This is a genomic window from Micromonospora sp., from assembly GCF_048594385.1.
Taxonomy (GTDB): domain Bacteria; phylum Actinomycetota; class Actinomycetes; order Mycobacteriales; family Micromonosporaceae; genus Micromonospora; species Micromonospora wenchangensis.
Map to the genome: position 1 here is coordinate 1 of NZ_JBMDWU010000297.1, position 20,736 is coordinate 20,736.

General features: G+C 74.8%; 4 protein-coding genes. All 4 read left to right on the forward strand.

What is annotated here, in order from left to right; translation table 11 throughout:
* Positions 1–2,156 (forward strand): SDR family NAD(P)-dependent oxidoreductase (locus tag ACOJTC_RS15920; RefSeq protein ID WP_420117460.1); only part of this gene is annotated, 2,156 nt, incomplete at its 5' end.
* A 48-nt stretch (positions 2,157–2,204) separates the two neighbouring features.
* Positions 2,205–11,231, forward strand: a complete 9,027-nt coding sequence (locus ACOJTC_RS15925) for a type I polyketide synthase (RefSeq protein WP_420117461.1) — start codon at positions 2,205–2,207, stop codon at positions 11,229–11,231.
* Positions 11,232–11,271: 40 nt separating this feature from the next.
* Entirely contained in the window at positions 11,272–16,032 is a 4,761-nt protein-coding gene (locus ACOJTC_RS15930) for a type I polyketide synthase (protein WP_420117462.1), read from the forward strand.
* A 59-nt stretch (positions 16,033–16,091) separates the two neighbouring features.
* Positions 16,092–20,736, forward strand: a 4,645-nt coding sequence (locus tag ACOJTC_RS15935) for an SDR family NAD(P)-dependent oxidoreductase (protein ID WP_420117463.1), incomplete at its 3' end; no start/stop codon positions are given.

Sequence of the window (20,736 nt, forward strand, 5' to 3'; positions counted from 1 at the left end):
GCGCGGTGTGGCGGCGCGGCGACGGCGACGCCGCCGAGGTGTGGGCCGAGGCGGCACTGCCCGAGGTGGCCGCCGCCGACGCGCCCCGGGTCCTGCTGCACCCGGCGCTGCTCGACGCCGCCCTGCACGCCAACCTGGTCGACGAGGGCGCGGGCGACACCCCGCTGCCGTTCTCCTGGCGCGGCGTCACCCTGCACGCCGCACACGCCGCCGCCCTGCGCATCCGGATCTCCCCGGCCACCGGCGACAAGCTGGCCGTCACCGTCGCCGACGGGCACGGCAACCCGGTCGCCACGATCGACCAGGTGGTGGCCCGGCCGGTCGCCGCCGACGCGCTCGGCGCCGCCGGCAACCGGCACCGCCACCTGTACGAGGTGAGCTGGCAGCCCGTCCCCACCCCGGCCGCCGCCACCGGCACCTGGACCGCGCTCGACGTCGACGCGGAGTTGCCCGAAACCGCTCCCGACACCGTCGTGGTCACCCTCGACCCGTCCGGCACCCCGCCGGCCGCCGTGCACGGGGCCACCGAACGCCTGCTGGGGCTGCTGCGCCGCTGGCTCACCCACCCGGCGTACGCCCACAGCACGCTCGCCCTGCTCACCCGGGACGCCGTCGGTGCCGGCGACACCCCCGTCGACCCCGCCGCGGCGGCCCTGTGGGGGTTGGTCCGGGCGGCCGAGGCCGAACACCCGGGCCGGTTCGTCCTGGTCGACACCGACGACAGCGGCACCGACCACCTGGCGGCGGCCCTGGCCACCGGGGAACCCGAGGTGGCCGTCCGCGACGGCGGGCTGCTGGTGCCCCGGTTGACCCGGGTGGGCGTCGACGCGCCCGCCGACGGTGGCTGGACCACCGACCGCACCGTCCTGATCACCGGTGGACTCGGCGGCCTGGGTAGCCTCGTCGCCCGGCACCTGGTCACCCGGCACGGCGTACGCCGGCTGTTGCTGACCGGGCGCAGCGGCGCGGCCACGCCCGGCGCGGCTGACCTGGTCGCGGACCTCACCGCCGCCGGTGCGGACGTGACGGTCGCCGCCTGCGACGTCGCCGACCGGGACGCGGTCGCCGCCCTGCTCGCCGAACACTCGGTCGGCGCGGTGGTGCACGCCGCCGGCACCGCCGAGAACGCGCTGGTCGACGCCCTCACCCCCGAGCAACTGCACCGGGTACTGCGGCCCAAGGTGGACGCCGCCTGGCACCTGCACGACCTCACCCGCGACCACGACCTGACCGCCTTCGTGCTGTTCTCCTCGTCGGCGGGCTGGGTGGCCGGGGCCGGGCAGGGCAACTACGCGGCCGCGAACCTCTTCCTCGACGCCCTCGCCCAACGCCGCCGCGCCGACGGGCTGCCCGCCACCTCGCTGGCCTACGGCCTGTGGGCCACCGGCACCGGCATGGGCGGTCACCTCGACGACGCCGACCTGCACCGCATGCGCCGGCTCGGGATGCCCGCGATGAGCACCGACGAGGGGCTGGCGTTGTTCGACGCGGCCGTCGCCGCCGGGCGGCCCACCACCGTACCGGTGCGGCTCGACCTGGACGCGTTGCGACGACGCACCGACGCGCTGCCCGCCGTGCTGCGCGGCCTGGTCCGTACCCCCGCCCGGCCGACCGCCGCCGGTGCTGGTGCGGCGGCCGACGGCCCGCCGCTGGCCCAGCGCCTCGCCGGCCTCTCCGACGCCGACCGGGACACCCTGCTGCTCGACCTGGTCCGTACGCACGCCGCCGCCGTGCTGGGGTTCCCCGGCCCGGCGTCGGTGGAACCCGGCCGCGCGTTCAAGGACCTCGGCTTCGACTCCCTCGCCGCCGTCGAGTTCCGCAACGTGCTCAGCACCGTCACCGGGCTGCGGCTGCCGGCGACGCTCGTCTTCGACCACCCGGAACCCACCGCCCTGGCCCGCGCCCTCAAGGCCGACCTGGTGGTGCCCGACGCCGACCCGGCCGGTGCGGTGCTCGCCGACCTCGACCGGCTGGAGAAGGCCCTGACCGAGGTGCCGGGTGCGGAACACGCCCGGCTGACCGCCCGGCTCGAGGCGGTGCTGCGCGGCTGGCAGGACCGCACCGGCCGCCCCGACGACGACACCCCGCACGACTACGAGTCCGCCACCGACGAGGAACTGTTCGACGTGCTGGAGAACGAGCTCGGCCTCTCCTGACGGCAGCCTCCGACGAACCTTCCGGCGCGGGAAAGATTGGTGTGAACGATGGCGAACGACGACAAGCTCCGGACCTTCCTCAAGCGCGCCACCGCCGAACTGCAACAGGCCAACCGGCGGCTGCGTGAGGTGGAGGGCCGGGACCAGGAGCCGATCGCGATCGTCGGCATGGGCTGCCGCTACCCCGGCGGGGTCCGGTCGCCGGAGGACCTGTGGCGGCTCGTCGCCGACGGCACCGACGCCATCTCCGGCTTCCCCACCGACCGGGGCTGGGACGTCGACGGCGTCTACGACCCGGAACCCGGCAAGCCCGGCAAGAGCTACACCCGGCACGGTGGTTTCCTCTACGACGCCGCCGACTTCGACCCGGGGTTCTTCGGGATGAGCCCCCGCGAGGCGGTGGAGACGGACCCGCAGCAGCGGCTGCTGCTGGAGGCGTCCTGGGAGGCGTTCGAGCACGGCGGCATCGACCCGGTCGCCCTCAAGGGCACCGCCACCGGCGTGTTCGTCGGCGTGATGCACCACGACTACGTCGACAGCACCACCTCCGGCAGCCTCGTCTCCGGCCGGGTCGCCTACAACCTGGGTCTGGAGGGGCCGGCGATCACCGTCGACACCGCCTGCTCGTCGTCGTCGGTGGCGATGCACCTGGCCTGCCAGTCGCTGCGCAAGGAGGAATGCGGGCTGGCCCTGGCCGGCGGGGTCGCCGTGATGGCCACCCCGCAGCTCTTCGTCGAGTTCAGCAAGCAGCGCGCGCTGTCCCCGGACGGCCGGTGCCGGTCCTTCGGGGACGGCGCGGACGGCGCGGCCTGGTCCGAGGGCGTCGGGGTGCTGGTGCTGGAGCGGCTCTCCGACGCGCAGCGCAACGGGCACCGCGTCTACGGGCTGATCCGGGGTTCCGCCGTCAACCAGGACGGTGCGAGCAACGGGCTGACCGCGCCGAACGGGCCGGCCCAGCAGCGGGTGATCCGGGCGGCGCTGGCCAACGCCCGGCTCTCCGTCGCCGACGTGGACGTGGTCGAGGCGCACGGCACCGGCACCACCCTCGGTGACCCGATCGAGGCGCAGGCCGTGCTGGCCACCTACGGCCGGGACCGGGAGACGCCGCTCTTCCTCGGCTCGATCAAGTCCAACATCGGGCACGCCCAGGCCGCCGCCGGGGTCGCCGGTGTGATCAAGATGGTGATGGCGATGCGGCACGGCACCCTGCCGCGCACGCTGCACGCCGAGACGCCGTCGCGGCAGGTCGACTGGGACGCCGGGGACGTGCGGCTGCTCACCGAGCCGGTCGACTGGCCGGAGCTGGACCGGCCCCGCCGGGCGGGCGTGTCGTCGTTCGGCATCAGCGGCACCAACGTGCACCTCATCGTCGAGCAGGCCCCGCCCGTCGAGGCCGGCACGCCGGGGCCGACCCCGCCGGTCGTCCTCTGGCCGGTGTCGGGGCGTTCCCCCGAGGGGATGGCCCGCCAGGCCGCCCGGATCGCCGGGTTCGCCGCCGACTCCGACGAGCGTCCGGTGGACGTCGGGTTCTCGCTGGGCGCGGGTCGGGCCGGGTTGGAGTTCCGGGGTGTGGCGGTGGGCCGTGGGGCCGCCGAGCTGTCCGCTTCCCTGGAGGCCCTGGCCTCGGGCAGCGGTCTGTCGGGTCGGATCACCAGCGGTCGTACGGCGGTGTTGTTCACCGGTCAGGGTGCGCAGCGGGTCGGCATGGGCCGTGACCTGGCGGAAGCGTTCCCGGTGTTCGCGCAGGCCCTCGACGAGGTGTGTGCGGCGTTCGGGCCGCTGTTGGATGGTGACCTGCGGGAGGTGATGTTCACCGATCCGGATGGTGTTCTCGACCAGACGGGGTGGACGCAGCCGGCGTTGTTCGCGGTCGAGGTGGCCCTGTTCCGTCTGGCCGAGTCGTGGGGGTTGAAGCCGGACTTCGTGGCGGGGCATTCGATCGGTGAGTTGGCCGCCGCGCATGTCGCCGGGGTGTGGTCGCTGGAGGACGCCTGTCGGGTGGTGGCGGCCCGGGGTGGTCTGATGCAGGCCCTTCCGGCGGGTGGGGCGATGTTGGCGATCGCCGCGCCGCTGGATGAGCTGGACCTGGGTGACATCGACGTGGCGGCGGTGAACGGCCCCCGGGCGGTGGTCGTGTCCGGCACGGAGGAGCAGATCGCCGCCCTGGAGGCGTCGCTTGAGGTGAAGACGCGTCGGTTGCGGGTGTCGCATGCGTTCCACTCGCACCTGATGGACCCGATGCTCGACCAGTACGGGCAGGTCGTCGACGGGGTGACCGCCAGCCCGGCGGGCATTGCGCTGGTGTCGACCGCGACCGGTGATCTCGCCACCGATGCCGAGTTGGGCAGCGTCGGGTACTGGCAGGGTCAGGTGCGGGGCACGGTCCGGTTCGCCGACGCGGTAACTGCTCTCGCCGCACGCGGAGTCACCCGGTTCGTGGAGATCGGGCCGGACAGTGTGCTCACCGCGATGGTCGCCGACTGCGTCGACGACGTGGTGGCGATTGCGTTGCAGCGTCGCGACCGGGAGCAGGTGGCCGCGTACGCCACCGGGATGGCGCAGGCGTGGACCACCGGCGTCGACCTCGACTGGACGGCCGTGCACCCGGGGGCACGGCAGGTCGAGCTGCCCGGCTACGCCTTCGCCCGCCAGCGGTACTGGCTGGCCGCCCCTACCGCCGCACCGGCCACCGTCACCGACGACTGGCGCTACCGGGTCGTGTGGCGGGCCGCCGACCTGCCCACCGGCGCGGAACTCACCGGCGACTGGTGGCTCGTCACCCCGGACACCCTCACCGACGACCCCCGGGTCACCGCCGTGGCCGACGCGCTCGCCGCCCGGGGGGCCACCGTCACCCGACTCACCGGCACCGACCCGCTCGCCGGCCGGGGCACCCCCACCGGTGTCCTCTCCCTGCTCGGCCTCGACGACACCCAGGACCCGTACGACGTCGGGCTGTCCGCCGGGGTCACCGGCACCGTACGGCTGGTGCAGACCCTCGCCGCCGCCGACGTCACCGGCCGGCTCTGGTGCCTCACCACCGGCGGCGTCGCCGTCGACCGGTACGAGGATCTGCCGCACGCCGCACAGGCCGGCCTCTGGGGGCTGGGCACGGTGCTCTCCCTCGACTACCCCGGCTGGTGGGGTGGCCTGGTCGACCTGCCCGCCGACTGGACGCCCGACACCCTCGACCGGCTCGTCGACGTGCTCGCCGACGGCGGCGAGGACCAGGTGGCCCTGCGTACCGCCGGGGCGCTGGCCCGGCGGATGGTGCGCTGGCCCGTCGCCGGCAGCCCCGACCGGCGCTACACCCCCACCGGCACCGTGCTCGTCACCGGCGGCACCGGCGGCATCGGCGCACACCTCACCGAATGGCTCCTCGACCGGGGTGCCGAGCGGGTGGTGCTGGCCAGCCGGCGCGGCCCCGCCGCACCCGGGGCCGCCGACCTGGCCGCCCGCCTGCCCGGCGTTCAGGTCGTCGCCTGCGACGTGGCCGACCGGAACGCGGTCGCCGCGCTGCTCGACGGGATCGGCGACGACCTGACCGCCGTCTTCCACGCCGCCGGGGTGCTCTACGACCCGGCCCCGCTGGGCGAGACCGACCTCGACGACTTCGCCGCCGTGTGCCGGGCCAAGGTGCTCGGCGCGACCCACCTCGACGCGCTGCTCGGCGACCGGTCGCTCGACGCGTTCGTGCTGTTTGCCTCCGGCGCGGCCGTCTGGGGCAGCGCCGGGCAGGCCGCCTACGGCACCGGCAATGCCTGGCTCGACGCGCTGGCCCACCAGCGCCGTCGCCGGGGCCTGACCGCCACCTCGGTGGCCTGGGGCACCTGGGGCGGCGGCGGCATGGTCGACGAGCAGGCCACCGAGCAGCTCCTGCGGCAGGGCACCCCGCCGATGGAGCCGCGACTCGCCCTCGGCGCGTTGCAGCAGGTCCTCGACCACGACGAGAGCCACCTCGTGGTCACCGACATCGACTGGGCCCGGTTCACCCCGATCTACACCCTGGCCCGGCCCCGGCCGCTGCTCGCCGCGCTCCCCGAGGCCCAGCAGACCCCGGCCGCCGCCGCCCCGGCCACGCCCACCGACACCTCCGTGCTGGCCGGGCTGCCCGACGCCGAGCGGCTGCCGTACCTGCTGGACACCGTCCGCGCCCAGGTCGCCACCGTCCTCGGGTACGACGCGTCGGCCACCGTGGACGTCCAGCGGCCGTTCCGGGAACTCGGGTTCGACTCGCTGACCGCCGTGGAGCTGCGCAACGCCCTCGGCGCGGCCGTCGGGCTGCGCCTGCCGGCCACCATGGTCTACGACCACCCGACCCCGGCCGTGCTGGCCCGCCACCTGTACGACGAACTCGTCGGCACCGCCGCCCCGACCACCGTCACGTCCGGCGTCGGCGGCACCGACCCCGACGAGCCGATCGCCATCATCGGGATGAGCTGCCGCTACCCCGGCGGCGTCCGCTCCCCGGAGGACCTGTGGCGGCTCGTCGACAACGGCACCGACGCGATCAGCGCGTTCCCCGTCGACCGGGGCTGGAACTCCGACGCCCTCTTCGACGCCGACCCGGACCAGCCGGGCACCAGCTACGTCCGCTCCGGTGGCTTCGTCTACGAGGCGGGCGCGTTCGACGCCGAGTTCTTCGGCATCTCGCCCCGTGAGGCGATCGCCATGGACCCGCAGCAGCGGCTGATGCTGGAGGTCACCTGGGAGGCGTGCGAGCGGGCCGGGATGGACCCGGAGGCGCTGCGCGGCAGCCCCGTCGGGGTGTTCGTCGGCTCCGGCGCCCAGGACTACGGCGACCTGCTCGGCCTCGCCCCCGCCGAGTCGGAGGCGTACCTGAGCACCGGCAGCTCCGCGTCGGTGATCTCCGGCCGGGTGTCGTACGCGTTCGGGTTCGAGGGGCCGTCGATGACCGTCGACACGGCGTGTTCCTCGTCGCTTGTCGCACTGCACCTCGCCGGTCAGGCGCTGCGGGCCGGGGAGTGCACCACCGCCATCGCCGGTGGGGTGCTGGTGATGTCGAACCCGACCCCGTTCGTGGCGTTCAGCCGGCAGCGGGGGCTCGCCCCGGACGGCCGGTGCAAGTCGTTCTCCGACGACGCCGACGGCACCGGCTGGTCCGAGGGCGTCGGGGTGCTGGTGCTGGAGAGGCTCTCCGACGCGCAGCGCAACGGGCACCGCGTCTACGGGCTGATCCGGGGTTCCGCCGTCAACCAGGACGGCGCGTCGAACGGGCTGACCGCGCCGAACGGGCCGGCCCAGCAGCGGGTGATCCGGGCGGCGCTGGCCCACGCCCGGATCACCCCCGACGCGGTCGACGCCGTCGAGGCCCACGGCACCGGCACCACCCTCGGTGACCCGATCGAGGCACAGGCGCTGCTCGCCACCTACGGCCGGGACCGGGACCGCCCCCTGTGGCTCGGCTCGATCAAATCCAACATGGGTCACGCCCAGGCCGCCGCCGGCATGGCCGGGGTGATCAAGATGGTGATGGCGATGCGGCACGACACGCTGCCGCGCACCCTGCACGCCGGGACGCCGTCGCGACAGGTCGACTGGGCTGCCGGCGACGTGCGGCTGCTCACCGAACCGGTCGACTGGCCGGCCGGGGACCGCCCGCGCCGGGCGGGGGTGTCGTCGTTCGGGATCAGCGGCACCAACGCCCACGTGATCGTGGAGGAGGCTCCGCCGGTCGAGCCCGCCGGCCAGGACACGGCCCCCGAGCCGCCGGTGGCACTCTGGCCGCTGTCCGCCCGGTCGGCCGGTGCGCTGGCCGCCCAGGCCGGCCGCCTGCGTGACTTCCTGACCGACGAGCGGCCGGTCGACGTCGGGCACTCGCTGGCCGTCGGTCGGGTGGCCCTGGACCACCGGGCCGTCGCCGTCGGCGGTACGGCCGCCGACCTGGCCGCTTCCCTGGAGGCCCTGACCTCGGGCAGCGGTCTGTCGGGTCGGATCACCAGCGGTCGTACGGCGGTGCTGTTCACCGGTCAGGGTGCGCAGCGGGTCGGCATGGGTCGTGAGCTGGCGGAAGCGTTCCCGGTGTTCGCGCAGGCATTGGACGAGGTGTGTGCCGCGTTCGGGCCGCTGCTCGACGGTGACCTGCGGGAGGTGATGTTCACCGACCCGAACGGTGTCCTGGATCAGACGGGGTGGACGCAGCCGGCCCTGTTCGCGGTCGAGGTGGCCCTGTTCCGTCTCGCCGAGTCCTGGGGTCTGAAGCCCGATTTCGTGGCGGGTCACTCGATCGGTGAGCTGGCTGCCGCACACGTCGCGGGTGTCTGGTCCCTCGACGACGCGTGTCGAGTCGTCGCGGCCCGTGGTGGTCTGATGCAGGCCCTCCCGGCGGGTGGGGCGATGCTGGCCATCGCCGCGCCGCTGGATGAGCTGGACCTGGGTGACATCGACGTGGCGGCGGTGAACGGCCCCCGGGCGGTGGTCGTGTCGGGGACCGAGGAGCAGATCGCGGCGCTGGAGTCCCGTCTTGAGGTGAAGACGCGTCGGTTGCGGGTGTCGCATGCTTTCCATTCGCACCTGATGGATCCGATGCTGGCCGAGTACGGGCAGGTCGTGGAGAGCGCGACTGCGAACCCGGCGGGTATCCCGTTGGTGTCGACCGCGCCCGGTGATCTCGCCACCGATGCCGAGTTGGGTAGCGCCGGTTACTGGCAGGGGCAGGTGCGGGGGACCGTGCGGTTCGCTGACGCGGTGGCCGCTCTGGCCGCACGCGGAGTCACCCGGTTCGTGGAGATCGGGCCGGACAGTGTGCTCACCGCGATGGTCGCCGACAGCGTCGACGACGTGGTGACCATTGCGTTGCAGCGTCGCGACCGGGAGCAGGTGGCCGCGTACGCCACCGGGATGGCGCAGGCGTGGACCACCGGCGTCGACCTCGACTGGACGGCCGTGCACCCGGGGGCACGGCAGGTGGAACTGCCCACCTACGCCTTCCAGCACCAGCGGTACTGGATCGAGCCCGAGACCACCACCGGCACCGGCACCGACGAGGCCGACGGCGGGTTCTGGGACGCCGTCGACCGGGGCGACACCGACGTGCTCGCCGACGGTCTCGGCGTCGCCCCGGGCGTCGTCACCGAGGTGCTGCCCGGCCTCGCCGCCTGGCGGGCCCGGCAGCGGGACGCGGCCACCGTGGACGACTGGCGGTACCGGGTGGTGTGGCGCTCCACCGAACTGCCCGACGGCGGCGAACTCACCGGCACTTGGTGGCTCGTCGTACCGGCCGCGTCGACGGGCGACACCCGGGTGTCCACCCTCGCCGCCGGACTGGCCGCCCGGGGCGCCGACGTCGTCACCGTCACCGGCACCGAGCTGCCCGCCGGGGACACCCCCGCCGGGGTGGTGTCCCTGCTCGCCCTCGACGACACCCCCGACCCCACCGACGCGGGGCTGTCTGTCGGCGTCACCGACACCGTCGCGCTGATCCAGGCCCTCACCGCCACCGAATTCGCCGGCCGGGTGTGGTGCCTCACCGCGGGTGGTGTCGCCGTCGACCGGTTCGAGGAGCTGCCGCACCCCGCGCAGGGCGCGCTGTGGGGGCTCGGCACCGTGCTGTCCCTGGAGTACCCGCACTCCTGGGGTGGCCTGGCTGACCTGCCCACCGACTGGACCGACGAGCACGTCGCGCGGCTCGTCGACGTCCTCGCCGCCGGTGCGGAGGACCAGGTGGCCGTCCGTACCGCCGGCGTGCTGGCCCGGCGGCTGGTCCGCTGGCCGGCCGCCGGCAACCCCGAGCGGCGCTACACGCCCACCGGCACGGTGCTGGTCACCGGCGGCACCGGCGGCATCGGCGGGCACCTGACCGAATGGCTTGTCGGTCAGGGCGCGCGGCGGGTGGTGCTGGCGAGCCGGCGGGGCGCGGCGGCCCCGGGTGCGGCGGAGTTGACGGCCCGGCATCCGGGTGTCGAGGTGGTGGCGTGTGACGTGGCCGACCGGGAGTCGGTCGCCGCGCTGCTGGCCGACCTCGGTGACGAGTTGACCGCCGTCTTCCACGCCGCCGGGGTGCTGCACCAGGAGAAGTCGCTCCCGGAGACCAGCGTGGCCGAGTTCGCCGAGGTGTGCCGGGCGAAGGTGCTCGGCGCGGTGCATCTGGACGCGTTGCTGGCCGACCGCCCGTTGGACGCGTTCGTGGTGTTCTCCTCCGGTGCGGCGGTGTGGGGCAGCGCCGGGCAGGCGGGTTACGCGACGGCGAACGCGTACCTCGACGCGTTGGCCCACCGTCGGCGCAGTCGGGGTGCGGTCGCCACCTCGGTCGCCTGGGGTAGCTGGGCAGGTGGCGGGATGGCCGACGGGGAGGCCACCGCGCACCTGCGCCGGCAGGGCACCCCGCCGATGGAACCCCGGCTCGCCGTCCGGGCGCTGCGGGAGGCCCTCGACCACGACGAGAGCCACCTCGTCGTCGCCGACATCGACTGGACCCGGTTCACCCCCATCTACACCCTGGCCCGGCCCCGGCCGCTGCTGGCGGCGCTGCCCGACGCCCAACCCGAGGCCGAACCGGCCACCCCGGTCACCGTGACCGCCGACCTCGCCGGTCGGCTCGCCGCGATGCCGTCACCGGACCGCCTGGACACCGTCCTGGCGCTGGTCCGCGACCAGGTCGCCGCCGTCCTCGGGTACGCCTCCGGCGCGGACGTCGACTCGGAGCGGGCGTTCAAGGAGGCCGGCTTCGACTCGCTGACCGCCGTCGAGCTGCGCAACCGGCTCACCACCGAGACCGCGCTGCGGCTGCCCGCCACGCTGGTCTTCGACTACCCGACCCCGACCGAGCTGGCCCAGCAACTGCTCACCGAGCTGGTGCCCGCCGACGCCGGGGGCGTCACCCTGCTCGACGACCTCGACCGGCTCCAGGCGGCGCTGTCCACCCTGGACGCCGACGCGGTCGCCGCGCTCGACGAGAGCACCCGGGCCGGGGTGGGGGAGCGGCTGCGCACCATGCTCGCCGCGTGGACCGCCGGTCAACGCCCGGCCGAGGTCGCCAGCGTCACCGAGGATCTCGACACCGCCTCCGACGACGACCTCTTCGACTTCATCGACAGCAAGTTCGGCACCTCATGATCCGTCCGCTCCGTCGGCGCCGTCCGGGAATGGGTTCCTGATGTCCAACGAACAGAAGCTTCGTGACTACCTGCGGCGGGTCACGGCCGACCTGCACGAGACCAGCGAGCGGCTCCGCGACATCGAGGAGCGCGCCGCCGAACCGATCGCCATCGTCGGCATGGGCTGCCGCTACCCCGGCGGCGTCGACTCGCCCGAGGCCCTGTGGGACCTCGTCGCGGCCGGCACCGACGCGATCTCCGGCATGCCCACCGACCGGGGCTGGGACCTCGACCGGCTCTACGACCCGGACCCGGAGCACCCCGGCACCAGCTACACCCGCGACGGCGGCTTCCTCTACGATGCCGCCGCCTTCGACCCCACCTTCTTCGGCATCTCGCCCCGCGAGGCCGCCGAGATGGACCCGCAGCAGCGGCTGTTCCTGGAGACGTCCTGGGAGGCGTTGGAGCGGGCCGGCATCGACCCGTTGTCGCTCAAGGGCAGCCCCACCGCCGTGTTCACCGGCGTCGTCTACCACGACTACCCGAACAGCTGGGGCGCCGGCAGCATCGTGTCCGGCCGGCTGTCGTACACCCTCGGGTTGGAGGGGCCGGCGGTCACCGTCGACACCGGCTGCTCGTCGTCGCTGGTCGCCCTGCACTGGGCCTGCCAGTCGCTGCGCTCCGGGGAGTCGTCGCTCGCCGTCGCCGGCGGGGTCACCGTGATCGGCACCCCCGACGCGTTCGTCGAGTTCTCCCGGCAGCGGGCGCTGTCCTTCGACGGCCGGTGCAAGTCGTTCGCCGCCGCCGCCGACGGCACCGGCTGGGCCGAGGGCGCCGGGTCGCTGGTGCTGGAACGGCTCTCCGACGCCCGCCGCAACGGGCACCCGGTGCTCGCCGTCATCCGGGGCTCCGCGATCAACCAGGACGGCGCGTCCAACGGCCTCACCGCCCCCAACGGCCCCTCCCAGCGTCGGGTCATCCGGGCCGCGCTGGCCAACGCCCGGCTCGCCGGCCAGGAGATCGACGCGGTCGAGGCGCACGGCACCGGCACCCGGCTCGGCGACCCGATCGAGGCGCAGGCGCTGTTCGCCACGTACGGCCGGGACCGGCCCGCCGACCGGCCGCTGTGGCTCGGCTCGCTCAAGTCCAACATCGGCCACTCGCAGGCCGCCGCCGGTGTCGGCGGGGTGCTCAAGATGGTGCAGGCGATGCGGCACGGGGTACTGCCCCGCACCCTGCACGTCGACGAGCCCAGCGGCGAGATCGACTGGTCGCCCGGGACGGTCAAACTGCTCACCGAGCCGGTGGAGTGGCCGCAGACCGGCCACGCCCGCCGCTGCGCGGTCTCCTCCTTCGGCATCAGCGGCACCAACGCCCACGTCGTGCTCGAAGAGGTGGCCCCGGCCGAGGAGGACGAGCAGCCGGCCACCCCGGCGGTGCTGCCGTGGGTGCTCTCCGGGCACACCGACCGGGCGCTGCGGGCCCAGGCGCGGCGGCTGCTGTCGCACCTGGACGCCGTACCGGCCGACCCGGCCGCCGTGGGGCGGACGCTGGCCGGTCGGGCCCGGCTCGACCACCGGGCCGTGGTACTCGGCGGTGACCTGCCGCAGCTGCGGACGGCGCTCGACGCGGTCGCCGACGGGCTGCCCGCCCCCACCGCGGTCACCGGCACCGCCGACGCCGCCGGTCGGGTCGTCTTCGTCTTCCCCGGCCAGGGCGCCCAGTGGGTCGGCATGGCCGCCGCGCTGCTGGACTCCTCGCCGGTCTTCGCGGAGCAGATGGGCCGCTGCGCCGCCGAACTGCGCGCGTACGTCGACTGGGACCTGCTGGACGTGGTCCGGGGGGTGCCCGGCGCACCCTCCCTGGAGTGGGTGGACGTGGTCCAGCCCGCCCTGTGGGCGATGATGGTCTCCCTCGCCGCCACCTGGCGCAGCTACGGCGTCGAACCCGACGCGGTGGTCGGCCACTCGCAGGGTGAGATCGCCGCCGCCTGCGTGGCCGGCGGACTCTCCCTGGCCGACGGGGCACGGGTGGTGACCCTGCGCAGCCGGGCCATCGGCGAGAAGCTGGCCGGCCGGGGCGGCATGGTCTCGGTCGGGCTGCCCGCCGACCGGGCGCAGGAGCGGATCGCCCGGTGGGCGGGCGACATCTCCCTCGCCGTGGTCAACGGCGCGGGTTCGGTGGTGGTCTCCGGCACCCCGGAGGCGCTGCGGGAACTCATCGCCGAGCTCACCGGGGAGGGGATCCGGGCCAAGCAGGTCGCCGTCGACTACGCCTCGCACTCCGCGCAGGTGGAGCTGCTGGAACACCGGCTGCTGGAGGACCTGGCCCCGATCAACCCGAAGACCGGGACGATCCGGATGCTCTCCACCGTCACCGGCGACTGGGTGGACACCGCCACCCTCGACGCCCGCTACTGGTACGACAACCTCCGCAACACGGTCCGGTTCGACCCGGCGATCCGCTCTCTCGCCGGGCAGGGCTGGACCGGGTTCGTGGAGGTCAGCCCGCACCCGGTGCTCGGCATGGGGATGCAGGAGACGCTGGAGTCGGCGGACCGCCCGACGGTGGTCACCGGCACCCTGCGCCGCGACGACGGCGGCCTGGACCGGCTGCTCACCTCCCTGGCCGAGCTGCACGTGCGGGGCGTCGACGTGGACTGGGCCGTCGCCCTGCCCGGCAGCCGCCGGGCGGACCTGCCCACCTACGCCTTCCAGCACGAGCGTTACTGGATCGCGCCGACCGTCGCCGCCCCGACCGGCGGCGGCACCGACGCCGGGTTCTGGGACGCCGTGGAACGTGCCGACGTCGACCTGCTCGCCGACGGCCTCGGCGTGGACACCGCACTGGTCGGGGAGGTGCTGCCCGGCCTGACGTCGTGGCGGTCCCGGCAGCGCGACGTCGCCACCGTGGACGGCTGGCGGTACCGGGTGGTGTGGCGGCCGACCGAGGTGCCCACCGGCGGGCAGCTCAGCGGCGTGTGGTGGGTGGTCGCCCCGGCGGCGCTGGCCGACGACGAGCGGCTGCGTACGCTCGCCGACGGGTTGGCCGCCCGGGGCGCCGAGGTGGTCACCGTCACCGGCACCGACCACGCCGGCCGGGAGGCCCCCGCCGGGGTGCTCTCCCTGCTCGCCCTGGACGACGGCCCCGACCCGCTGGGCGTCGGCCTGTCCGCCGGGATCACCGCCACCGTGTCCCTGGTGCACGCGCTGGCCGCGTCCGACTTCAGCGGCCGGCTCTGGTGCGTCACCGCCGGCGGGGTCGGGGTGGACCGGTTCGAGCCGGTCACCGACCCGGCCCAGGGTGCCCTGTGGGGCCTGGGCACGGTGCTCTCCCTCGACTACCCCGGCTGGTGGGGCGGCCTGGTCGACCTGCCCGCCGAGTGGACGCCGCAGACCGTCGACCGGCTGGCCGACGTGCTGACCGGCGGCGGCGAGGACCAGGTGGCGCTGCGGGCGGCCGGCACGCTGGCCCGCCGGATGGTCCGCCGTCCGGTGACCGGGGCACCCGAACGGCGCTGGCGACCCGCCGGCACCGTCCTGGTCACCGGCGGCACCGGCGGGGTCGGCGGGCACGTCACCGAATGGCTGGTCGGCAACGGCGCGCAGCGCGTGGTGCTGGCGAGCCGACGCGGCCCGGACGCCCCCGGCGCGGCCGACCTGATGGCCCGGCACCCAGGCGTCGAGGTGGTGGCGTGTGACGTGGCCGACCGGGATTCCGTCGCCGCGCTCCTGGCCGACCTCGGTGACGAGCTGACCGCCGTCTTCCACGCCGCCGGCGTGCTGCACCCCGAGGTGCCGTTGGGGCAGACCGCCCTCGACAACTTCGCCGACGTGTGCCGGGCGAAGGTGCTCGGCGCGGTACACCTCGACGAGTTGACCGCCGACCGGCCGTTGGACGCGTTCGTGGTGTTCTCCTCCGGTGCGGCGGTGTGGGGCAGCGCCGGTCAGGCGGGTTACGCGACGGCGAACGCGTACCTCGACGCGTTGGCGCACCGCCGCCGCAACCGGGGTGCGGTCGCCACCTCGGTCGCCTGGGGCAGCTGGGGCGGCGGCGGTGGCATGGCCGGCGGCGAGGTCGGGGCGCACCTCGACCGGCTCGGCGTCGGCGTGATGGACCCGCGGCTCGCCGTCGACGCGCTCGGACAGGCCCTCGACCACGACGAGAGTCACCTCGTCGTCGCCGACATCGACTGGGCCCGGTTCGGCCCCATCTACACCCTGGCCCGGCCCCGGCCGCTGCTGGCCGAACTGCCCGACGCCGCACCGGAGGCCGCCGAGGCCACCGAGGCGGGGTCGTCGTCGGCGCTCGCCGACCGGCTCGGCACGCTGTCCGAGGCCGAGCAGCGCGCCCTGCTGCTGGAGACCGTCCGCACCAACGTGGCCGCCGTCCTCGGCTACGGCGACGCCGACCTGGTCGAGCCGCAGCGCGCGTTCAAGGAACTCGGCATGGACTCGGTGACCGCCGTCGAGCTGCGTAACCGGCTCAGCGCCGCCACCGGCGTACGGCTCTCCGCCACCCTGGTGTTCGACCACCCCAACCCGACCGCCCTGGCCGACCAGCTCCGGGCCGAACTCGGCTACACCGGCGACACCGCCGGCGGACTGCTCGCCGAGCTGGACCGGTTGGAGGTCACCGTGGCCGGCCTGACGCCGGAGGAGATCGAACGCAACCGGGTCACCGCCCGGCTCCAGTCGCTGCTGGCGAAGCTCAACGAGACGCTCAGCACCACCACCGGCGCCACCCTCGTCGACCGGCTCGAAACGGCCTCCGCCGACGACGTGTTCGACCTGATCGACAAGGAACTCGGCATGACCTGAGCCGCCACCGCGCTCCCGGAGCAACGTGTCCCGCTGGCAACGAGTTTGGTGAGGTTCGGATGGCGAACGAAGAGAAGCTCCTCGAGTACCTGAAGCGGGTCACCGCCGATCTGCACCGCACCCGGGAGCGGCTGCGCGAGGTCGAGTCGCAGGAGCAGGACCCGATCGCGATCGTCGGCATGGCCTGCCGCTACCCGGGTGGGGTCAACTCACCCGAGGACCTGTGGCGGCTGGTCGCCGACGGTGTCGACGCCATCGGCGAGTTCCCCACCGACCGGGGCTGGGACACCGCCGCCCTCTACGACGCCGACCCGGACGCCGCCGGCAGCAGCTACGTCCAACAGGGCGGGTTCGTCCACGACGCCGACGAGTTCGACGCCGAGTTCTTCGGCATCTCGCCCCGCGAGGCGCTGGCGATGGATCCGCAGCAGCGGCTGGTGCTGGAGGCGAGCTGGGAGGCGTGTGAGCGGGCCGGCATCAACCCGGACACGCTGCGGGGCGGCCCGGTCGGTGTCTTCGTCGGCTGCGGCGGCCAGGACTACTGGGACCGGCTCACCGTGCTGCCCGAGCCGGTCGAGGCGTACATGAGCACCGGCAGCTCCGGAGCGGTCATCTCCGGCCGGGTCGCGTACAGCCTCGGGTTGGAGGGGCCGGCCGTCACCGTCAACACCGCCTGCTCGTCGTCGCTCGTCGCGCTGCACCTCGCCGCGCACGCGCTGCGGCAACGGGAGTGCGGGCTGGCCCTGGCCGGTGGCGTCACCGTCATGTCGACGCCCGGCGCGTTCGTCGCGTTCAGCCGGCAGCGGGGGCTCGCCTCCGACGGCCGCTGCAAGCCCTTCTCCGACGACGCCGACGGCACCGGCTGGGGTGAGGGCGTCGGCATGCTGCTGCTGGAACGCCTCTCCGACGCCCAGCGCAACGGCCACCGGGTACTCGCCGTCATCCGGGGCTCCGCGATCAACCAGGACGGCGCGTCCAACGGGCTCACCGCCCCCAACGGGGTGGCCCAGCAGCGGGTCATCCTCCAGGCGCTCGCCAACGCCGGCCTCACCTCCGGCGACGTCGACCTGATCGAGGCGCACGGCACCGGCACCACCCTCGGTGACCCCATCGAGGCGGAGGCGCTGATCGCCACGTACGGGCGCGACCGGCCGGCGGACCGGCCGCTCTGGCTCGGCTCGGTCAAGTCGAACATCGGCCACGCCCAGGCCGCCGCCGCCGTCAGCGGCGTGATCAAGATGGTGATGGCGCTGCACAACGGCGTCCTGCCCAAGAGCCTGCACGTGGGGGAGCCGTCCACCCACGTCGACTGGTCCGCCGGCACCGTGCAGCTGCTGACCGAGGCGCGGCAGTGGCCCGACCACGGCCAGCCGCGCCGGGGCGGGGTGTCGTCGTTCGGGGTGAGCGGCACCAACGGGCACGTGATCCTGGAGCAGGCACCCCCGGTGGAGACCGTCGCGCCGGACGAGACCGCCGAGCCGCCGGTGGTGCTCTGGCCGCTGTCCGGCCGGTCGGCGGCGGCGCTCGCCGGGCAGGCCGCCCGGCTGCGGGAGTTCCTCACCGACGAGCGTCCGGTCGACGTCGGGTTCTCGCTGGGCACCACCCGGGCCGCCGGCGCGTACCGGGGTGTCGTGCTCGGTGACGACGTGGCCGGCCTGGAGACCCTGGCGGCCGGCGGTGGCCTGTCGGGTCGGACCGTTGCCGGCCGTACGGCGGTGTTGTTCACCGGTCAGGGTGCGCAGCGGGTCGGGATGGGCCGTGACCTGGCGGCAGCCTTCCCGGTGTTCGCGCAGGCCCTCGATGAGGTGTGTGCGGCGTTCGGTCCGTTGTTGGACGGTGATCTGCGGGAGGTGATGTTCACCGACCCGGATGGTGTTCTCGACCAGACGGGGTGGACGCAGCCGGCGTTGTTCGCGGTCGAGGTGGCCCTGTTCCGCCTGGCCGAATCCTGGGGTCTGAAGCCTGACTTCGTCGCCGGGCACTCGATCGGTGAGCTGGCCGCCGCGCACGTGGCGGGTGTCTGGTCCCTCGACGACGCCTGTCGGGTCGTCGCGGCCCGGGGCGGTCTGATGCAGGCCCTCCCGGCGGGTGGGGCGATGCTGGCCATTGCCGCGCCGCTCGATGAGCTGGACCTGGGCGACATCGACGTGGCGGCCGTGAACGGCCCCCGCGCGGTGGTCGTGTCCGGCACGGAGGAGCAGATCGCCGCCCTGGAAGCCTCCCTGGAGGTGAAGACGCGTCGGTTGCGGGTGTCGCACGCGTTCCACTCGCACCTGATGGACCCGATGCTGGCCGAGTACGGGCAGGTCGTGGAGAGCGCGACTGCGAACCCGGCGGGCATTGCGCTGGTGTCGACCGCGACCGGTGATCTCGCCACCGATGCCGAGTTGGGCAGCATCGGGTACTGGCAGGGGCAGGTGCGCGGCACGGTGCGGTTCGCCGACGCGGTGGCCGCTCTGGCGGCCCGGGGGGTGACCCGGTTCGTGGAGATCGGGCCGGACAGTGTGCTCACCGCGATGGTCGCCGACTGCGTGCAGGACGCCACCGCCATCGCGCTGCAGCGCCGCAAGCGCGAGCAGGTCGAGGCGTACGCCACCGGGATGGCGCAGGCGTGGATCAGCGGCGTCGACCTCGACTGGACGGCCGTCAACCCCGGCGGCCGGACCGTCGACCTGCCCACCTACGCCTTCCAACACCAGCGGTTCTGGCTGGACGCCACGGCCGACCCCGGTGACGCCACCGCCATGGGCCTGGACTCCGCCGACCACCCGCTGCTCGGCGCGGCCGTCACCCTCGCCAACGCCGACGGGGCCGTCCTCACCGGCCGGCTCTCCCTCGACCGGCACCCGTGGCTCGCCGACCACGCCGTCGACGGCGCGGTGGTCTTCCCCGGCACCGGCTACGTCGACCTCGCCCTGCACGCCGGGGCGCAGGTCGGCGTCGAGACCGTTGACGAGTTGACCATCGAAGCCCCGCTGGTCCTGCCCGAACACGGGGGCGTCCAGCTCCAGGTCGTCGTCGGCCCCGCCGGCACCGACCACACCCGCACCCTCCAGGTGTACGCCCGCAGCGCCGACACCGACGCCCCGTGGACCCGGCACGCCAGCGGGGTGCTCGCCCCCGGCCCCCGTACCACCGGGACCGCACTCACCCAGTGGCCGCCGGCCGACGCCGAGCCGGTGCCCACCGACGACCTCTACCAGCACCTGGCGACCGGCGGCCTCGTCTACGGCCCGGTGTTCCAGGGCCTGCGCCGGGTCTGGCGGCGCGGCGACGAGTTCTTCGCCGAGGTCACCCTGCCCGAGGGGGTGGACGCCGACGGGTTCGGCCTGCACCCCGCCGTGCTCGACGCCGGCCTGCACGCCCTCGGCCTCGCCGACGGGGACACCTTCCGGGGCCTGCCGTTCGCCTGGACCGGCCTCACCCTGCACGCCACCGGCGCGGCCGGCGTCCGGGTCCGGCTCACCCCGGTCGGCTCCGGGGTACGGGTGGCGGTCGCCGACGCGGTCGGCGCACCCGTCGCCACCGTCGACTCGCTGGTGCTGCGGCCCGTCCAGGTGACCCGCCCCGGTGGGGTCGCCGACGCGCTGTTCGACCTGACCTGGCAGGAGATCGGCACCCCCACCGGCACGGTCGTCCCGGCCTGGGCCCACCACCCGGCCACCGGCACCGCACCGGCCACCCCCGACGTGGACCTGCTGGTGCTGACCGCCGGCAGCGCCGGGGACGTCGCCGGCCCGCAAGCCGTGCACGACGAGGTGAACCGGGTCCTCGGCCTGGTGCAGGAGTGGCTGGCCGGCCCCGACGCCCACCGGCTCGTGGTGCTCACCCGGCTTGCCGTCGGCGACGACGGGACCGACCTGACCGGGGCGGCCGTCTGGGGTCTGCTCCGCTCGGCGCAGGCCGAGAACCCCGACCGGCTGCTGCTGGTCGACACCGACCCGGCCGCCGACGTGGCCGGGACGCTCGCGCTGGCCCTGGCCACCGGCGAGCCGCAGGTACGGGTCCGCGACGGTGTGGTCTCGGTGCCCCGGCTCACCCGTCAGGTCGTCGAGCCGGCCACCCCGGACACCCCGCTCTACGGCACCGGCACGGTGCTGGTCACCGGCGCGACCGGTGCCCTCGGCACGGCGGTGGCCCGGCACCTGGTGACGACGCACGGGGTCACCCGGCTGCTGCTGGTGTCCCGCCGGGGCCCCGCCGCGCAGGGGGCCGACGACCTGGTCGCCGAGCTGACCGCGGCCGGCGCGCAGGTCGAGCTGGTCGCCGCCGACGTGGCCGACCGGGCACAGGTGACCGCGCTCCTCGACGCCCGCCCCGACCTGTCGGCGGTGGTGCACACCGCAGGCGTGCTCGACGACGGCGTGGTGTCGTCACTGTCCGCCGCCCGGCTGTCGGCGGTGCTGCGGCCCAAGGTGGACGCGGCGTGGCTGCTCGACGAGGTCACCCGCGATCGGGAGCTGTCGGCGTTCGTGCTGTTCTCGTCGCTGTCCGGGGTGCTGGGTGCGCCGGGGCAGGGTAACTCCGCGGCGGCGAACGCGTTCCTCGACGCGCTCGCCGCCACCCGTCGGGCCGCCGGGTTGCCGGCGGTGTCGTTGGCGTGGGGCCTGTGGGGCGAGGGTTCGGCGATGACCGACCGGCTCGGCGACGCCGACCGGGAGCGGATGTCCCGGGGCGGGGTGCTGCCGCTGGCCACCGCCGACG

Excerpts from the sequence above, each read along its gene's own strand:
- ACOJTC_RS15925 (WP_420117461.1), top strand. The coding sequence starts at position 2,205 with ATGGCGAACGACGACAAGCTCCGGACCTTCCTCAAGCGCGCCACCGCC.
- ACOJTC_RS15930 (WP_420117462.1), top strand. The coding sequence starts at position 11,272 with ATGTCCAACGAACAGAAGCTTCGTGACTACCTGCGGCGGGTCACGGCC.